Genomic DNA, 4,569 nt, shown 5'->3' with positions numbered 1-4,569 from the left:
CACCATCCGGCATTTGCCTAATCAGGCAAGGCACAGCGTCGAGCGATGTTTCGCCGATTCAAGACCCAGCTCAATCAGCTCCATGATTTGAATAGCTTGTCTCGCCGGTACCGGGTTTTCACCATGACCATTTAGCGCATCACGAATGCCAGCATAGTACGCCGGGTAATTACCCGGTACAGTCAGCCAGGTCTCTTCAACCTGCTCTTCGCCTTCTATTCGCGTCAACACGCCATCGCGCATGTCGTAACCCCAGTCTTCCTGAGGCAGTCGCTCGCCATTTTTCAGGCGCTCTTCCTGCGGGTCAAGACCATACTTCACATAGCTGCCACGCGATCCGTGCACAATATAACGGGCCGATTCTGCGGCAGCGAGCATGGTGCCGTGCAGAATCACACGACGCTGCGGATAAGTCAGGATGGCATGGAAGTAATCCGTCGCTTGCGCTCCTGGGCGGAGCTGAGCCAGGTCTACCGTCATGCTGACGGGCAAACCAAACAGGTTAATCGCCTGATCCAGAAGATGCGGTGCTAAATCATACCAGATGCCGCTTCCCGGCCCCCCCTGTTCACGCCAGCGATCACGAACCTGCGGGCGGAATCGATCGAAATGGGATTCGAAATACGCCACCTCCCCCAAAACGCCATCCGCCAGCAGGGCTTTCAATGTCAGAAAATCACTGTCCCAGCGGCGGTTATGGAAAACGGACAGCACGCGGCCAAGGCTACGCGCCAACGCATCCAGTTCGCGTGCTTGTGACAGTGTCACGGTAAAAGGCTTATCAACAACCACATGTTTGCCCGCTTCCAGTGCAGCCTTCGCTAACGGGAAGTGAGTGTCATTAGGCGTGGGGATCACAATCAGGTCGATATTCGGATCGTTAAAAAGGTGTTTAGGCTCAGCAACAACCGCCACCGTTGGCCAGTCTGCCTTCACTTTTGCTTCATCACTACTGGAAACCGCAGCCAGTTCGAGGCCCGGTGTGCCCACAATCAGGGGGGCATGGAAGGTTTTACTGGCGTAACCATAGCCAATTAGCCCAACGCGGATGTTGTCACTCATGTTATAGCCTCTCAATTCAGGACTGACCTATTTCACACCATACCCTGCAACGTCTCAATAGTTTAATAACCATTTCGCTACAAAGGTTGTTTATTAACTTAAGTCAAACATATGCCACTTATGCTTAACTTGCAGCGAAAAAGAGGAAGAAATCGTTCCCAATTATCTTGCTGTATTATTGAGAGATTAGTAACATTTGCAGCCTGTGTTTATGGATAAATCAAAGCAAATGTCATCAGTAATGAATCGTCTTATTGAATTAGCAGGTTGGATTGTTCTCACCGTCTCCGTGATCCTGCTGGGTGTTGCCAATCATATTGACAATTACCAGCCACCGGAGCCCGTTGCTGCTGTGCAGAAGAAATAAGCATCTGCAGTCCCTTATAACCCGGTAATTAACATCGAGTAACGGCAGGGTTTGGCTGCAAAAGATCGAATTTTGTCAAAAAAAGAGAATAATGCTGCATCCCGCTCCGGTGCATATTGCCTGCTGTAGCGAAGCGCGTTACCCTTACCGCAGGTGCGCATAGCGCCTGCTTTTCCACAGGTATGAACACTCTTCTCACATTTGCGCGTCAATCCGCTTTTACCTGTGCATGTTGTTTATTATTTATATTTACTACTCCGTTGGTATTATTTTATTAATATGGATTTCCATTTATGACTGTTCAGGATTACTTATTAAAATTCCGCAAAATCAGTTCACTCGAAAGTCTGGAAAAACTGTTCGACCATCTTAACTACACGCTCACCGACGATAGCGACATTATCAATATGTATCGCGCTGCAGACCATCGCCGTGCCGAGCTTATCTCAGGAGGTCGTCTGTTTGATGTTGGTCAGGTACCCAAATCAGTCTGGCATTACGTGCAATAAAGAAGAAAGTAGCGCTCAACGTTAAAAGCTTTATAATAATTGCCCCAAAATGAATGGCATGTTTGATTGCGCGCGTAAACCTGGAGAAGAGATGACTACCACACCGGCACAACGTATCGGGGGCTGGCTACTTGGGCCACTGGCCTGGCTGTTAGTCGCATTGTTGAGCGCTTCGCTGGCGTTATTACTTTATGTCACTGCGCTGGCTACACCGCAAACCTTCCAAACGCTGGGTGCGCAAAGTACGGCAAATTTGCTGTTATGGGGCGTCTCTTTTATTACCGCGATTGCCATGTGGTATTACACGCTGTGGCTGACGATTGCGTTTTTCAAACGCAGAGCCTGTGTGCCTAAGCATTATATTCTATGGCTGCTGATCTCTGTGTTACTGGCGATTAAAGCGTTTGCGTTTTCACCGGTTCCGGACGCCTTTGCCGTGCGCCAACTGCTGTTCCCATTGCTGGCTGCAGCACTGTTGGTGCCCTATTTCAAACGCTCGCAACGCGTTAAATCGACGTTTGTGAATCCGTAATAACCCTACAGTTAACCTGTTGTCGCCTGTTGTAGATTGTCAGATAATAGGCGGCTTTTTTATTTCAGGCCGAAAAATGACTGATTACCTGCTGCTGTTTGTCGGAACTGTACTGGTCAATAACTTTGTACTGGTCAAGTTTCTGGGGCTCTGCCCGTTTATGGGCGTTTCCAAAAAACTGGAAACCGCAATGGGTATGGGCCTTGCCACGACGTTTGTCATGACACTGGCATCCATCTGCGCATGGCTGATTGACACCTGGATCCTCATTCCACTCAATCTCATCTATCTGCGCACGTTGGCTTTTATTCTGGTCATCGCCGTCGTCGTGCAATTTACCGAGATGGTTGTACGCAAAACCAGCCCTGCACTTTACCGCCTGCTGGGGATCTTCCTACCACTGATCACCACTAACTGCGCGGTATTAGGCGTGGCGTTACTGAACATCAACCTCGGCCATAACTTTTTACAGTCGGCGCTATACGGTTTTTCCGCCGCCGTCGGCTTCTCACTGGTAATGGTACTGTTCGCCGCGATCCGCGAACGCCTCGCCGTGGCGGACGTGCCTGCTCCGTTTCGCGGTAATGCGATTGCGCTGATTACCGCTGGTTTAATGTCATTGGCCTTTATGGGCTTTAGTGGTTTGGTGAAGTTGTAATGAATGCTATCTGGATTGCCGTTGCCGCAGTGAGTCTACTGGGTCTGGCGTTCGGCGCTATTTTGGGTTACGCCTCACGACGTTTTGCCGTCGAAGATGATCCTGTCGTGGAGAAAATTGATGAAATTCTCCCGCAAAGCCAGTGTGGACAATGCGGCTATCCGGGCTGTCATCCTTACGCTGAAGCGATCGGCTCCCAGGGCGAAAAAATCAACCGTTGCGCACCCGGAGGCGAAGCGGTGATGTTAAAAATTGCCGCCCTGCTGAACGTCGACCCGCAGCCGATTGATGGTGATGAACACGATGTTACCCCCGTGCGTATGCTGGCGGTCATTGATGAAAATAACTGTATCGGTTGTACAAAGTGCATTCAGGCCTGCCCGGTTGATGCGATCGTGGGCGCGACCCGCGCCATGCACACGGTGATGAGCGATCTCTGCACCGGGTGCAACCTGTGCGTTGATCCGTGCCCGACGCAATGTATCGAATTACGCCCGGTGGCCGAGACACCTGATAGCTGGAAATGGGATTTAAACACCATCCCTGTGCGCATCATTCCCGTGGAACAACATGTTTAAGTTATTCTCTGCATTCAGAAAAAACAAAATCTGGGACTTTGATGGCGGCATTCATCCACCAGAAATGAAGACCCAGTCGAACGGTACGCCGCTGCGACAGGTTCCGCTGGCGCCACGCTTTGTTATTCCGCTGAAACAACATATTGGCGCGGAGGGTGAGCTGTGCGTAAACGTTGGCGACACCGTGCTGCGTGGTCAGGCGTTAACCCTTGGGCGTGGTAAAATGCTTCCGGTACATGCGCCAACGTCAGGCACCGTTGTTGCTATTGCCCCGCATTCTACTGCACATCCATCGGCATTAGCTGAGCTGAGCGTTATTATTGACGCCGATGGCGAAGATCGCTGGATTGAGCGAGACGGCTGGGCCGATTACCGTTCCCGCAGCCGGAAAGAGCTGATCGCACGTATTCACCAGTTCGGCGTCGCCGGACTGGGTGGCGCGGGTTTTCCCACCGGCGTTAAGCTGCAGGGCGGCGGAGATAAAATTGAAACGCTGATCATTAACGCTGCTGAATGCGAGCCGTACATTACGGCTGATGACCGCCTGATGCAGGACTGCGCGGCGCAGGTCGTCGAAGGTATCCGCATCCTGGCGCATATTCTTCAGCCACGCGAAATTCTACTGGGCATTGAAGATAACAAGCCACAGGCAATTTCCATGCTGCGCGCGGTGCTGGCTGATTCACACGATATCAGCTTACGCGTGATCCCCACCAAGTACCCGTCAGGCGGGGCCAAACAGTTAACGCAAATCCTGACCGGCAAGCAGGTTCCCCACGGGGGACGCTCTTCAGATATCGGCGTGCTGATGCAAAACGTTGGAACCGCCTACGCGATTAAACGTGCGGTGATTGACGGAGAAC

The 4,569-nt window shown here is 51.5% G+C and carries 7 protein-coding genes; 6 read left to right on the top strand and 1 reads right to left on the bottom strand.

Annotation, left to right across the window (positions count from 1 at the left end):
* Positions 1 to 21: 21 nt before the first annotated feature.
* The gene (locus tag FDW87_RS10815; RefSeq protein WP_016153010.1) at positions 22 to 1,062 is read right to left on the bottom strand and encodes an oxidoreductase; all 1,041 of its coding nucleotides are present in this window, start codon (positions 1,060 to 1,062) and stop codon (positions 22 to 24) included.
* A gap of 241 nt (positions 1,063 to 1,303) precedes the next feature.
* On the opposite strand from FDW87_RS10815, the gene blr reads away from it, so the two are divergent.
* The 6 genes from blr to rsxC all read left to right on the top strand — a co-directional run.
* The gene (blr, locus tag FDW87_RS10810) at positions 1,304 to 1,429 is read left to right on the top strand and encodes a division septum protein Blr (RefSeq protein ID WP_019076739.1); all 126 of its coding nucleotides are present in this window, start codon (positions 1,304 to 1,306) and stop codon (positions 1,427 to 1,429) included.
* Positions 1,430 to 1,722: 293 nt separating this feature from the next.
* The gene (gene ydgT / locus FDW87_RS10805) at positions 1,723 to 1,938 is read left to right on the top strand and encodes a transcription modulator YdgT (protein ID WP_003832804.1); all 216 of its coding nucleotides are present in this window, start codon (positions 1,723 to 1,725) and stop codon (positions 1,936 to 1,938) included.
* Between the two features lie 91 nt (positions 1,939 to 2,029).
* The gene (locus FDW87_RS10800; RefSeq protein WP_016153009.1) at positions 2,030 to 2,470 is read left to right on the top strand and encodes a DUF2569 domain-containing protein; all 441 of its coding nucleotides are present in this window, start codon (positions 2,030 to 2,032) and stop codon (positions 2,468 to 2,470) included.
* 76 nt (positions 2,471 to 2,546) lie between these two features.
* Positions 2,547 to 3,128 (top strand): electron transport complex subunit RsxA, encoded by a 582-nt coding sequence (gene rsxA, locus FDW87_RS10795; RefSeq protein WP_003029144.1) that lies wholly within the window; start codon positions 2,547 to 2,549, stop codon positions 3,126 to 3,128.
* Positions 3,128 to 3,706, top strand: a complete 579-nt coding sequence (gene rsxB, locus FDW87_RS10790) for an electron transport complex subunit RsxB (RefSeq protein WP_006684670.1) — start codon at positions 3,128 to 3,130, stop codon at positions 3,704 to 3,706. Before rsxA ends, rsxB begins: the two co-directional genes overlap by 1 nt.
* Positions 3,699 to 4,569: electron transport complex subunit RsxC (gene rsxC / locus FDW87_RS22310; RefSeq protein WP_252363113.1), on the top strand; the 871-nt coding region annotated here is incomplete at its 3' end. The genes rsxB and rsxC, both read left to right, overlap by 8 nt.

This window comes from Citrobacter sp. wls826 (assembly GCF_005281245.1).
GTDB lineage: Bacteria > Pseudomonadota > Gammaproteobacteria > Enterobacterales > Enterobacteriaceae > Citrobacter > Citrobacter braakii.
Note: the sequence above shows the minus strand (reverse complement) of the source record. Positions and strands in the feature narration are given on the sequence as shown.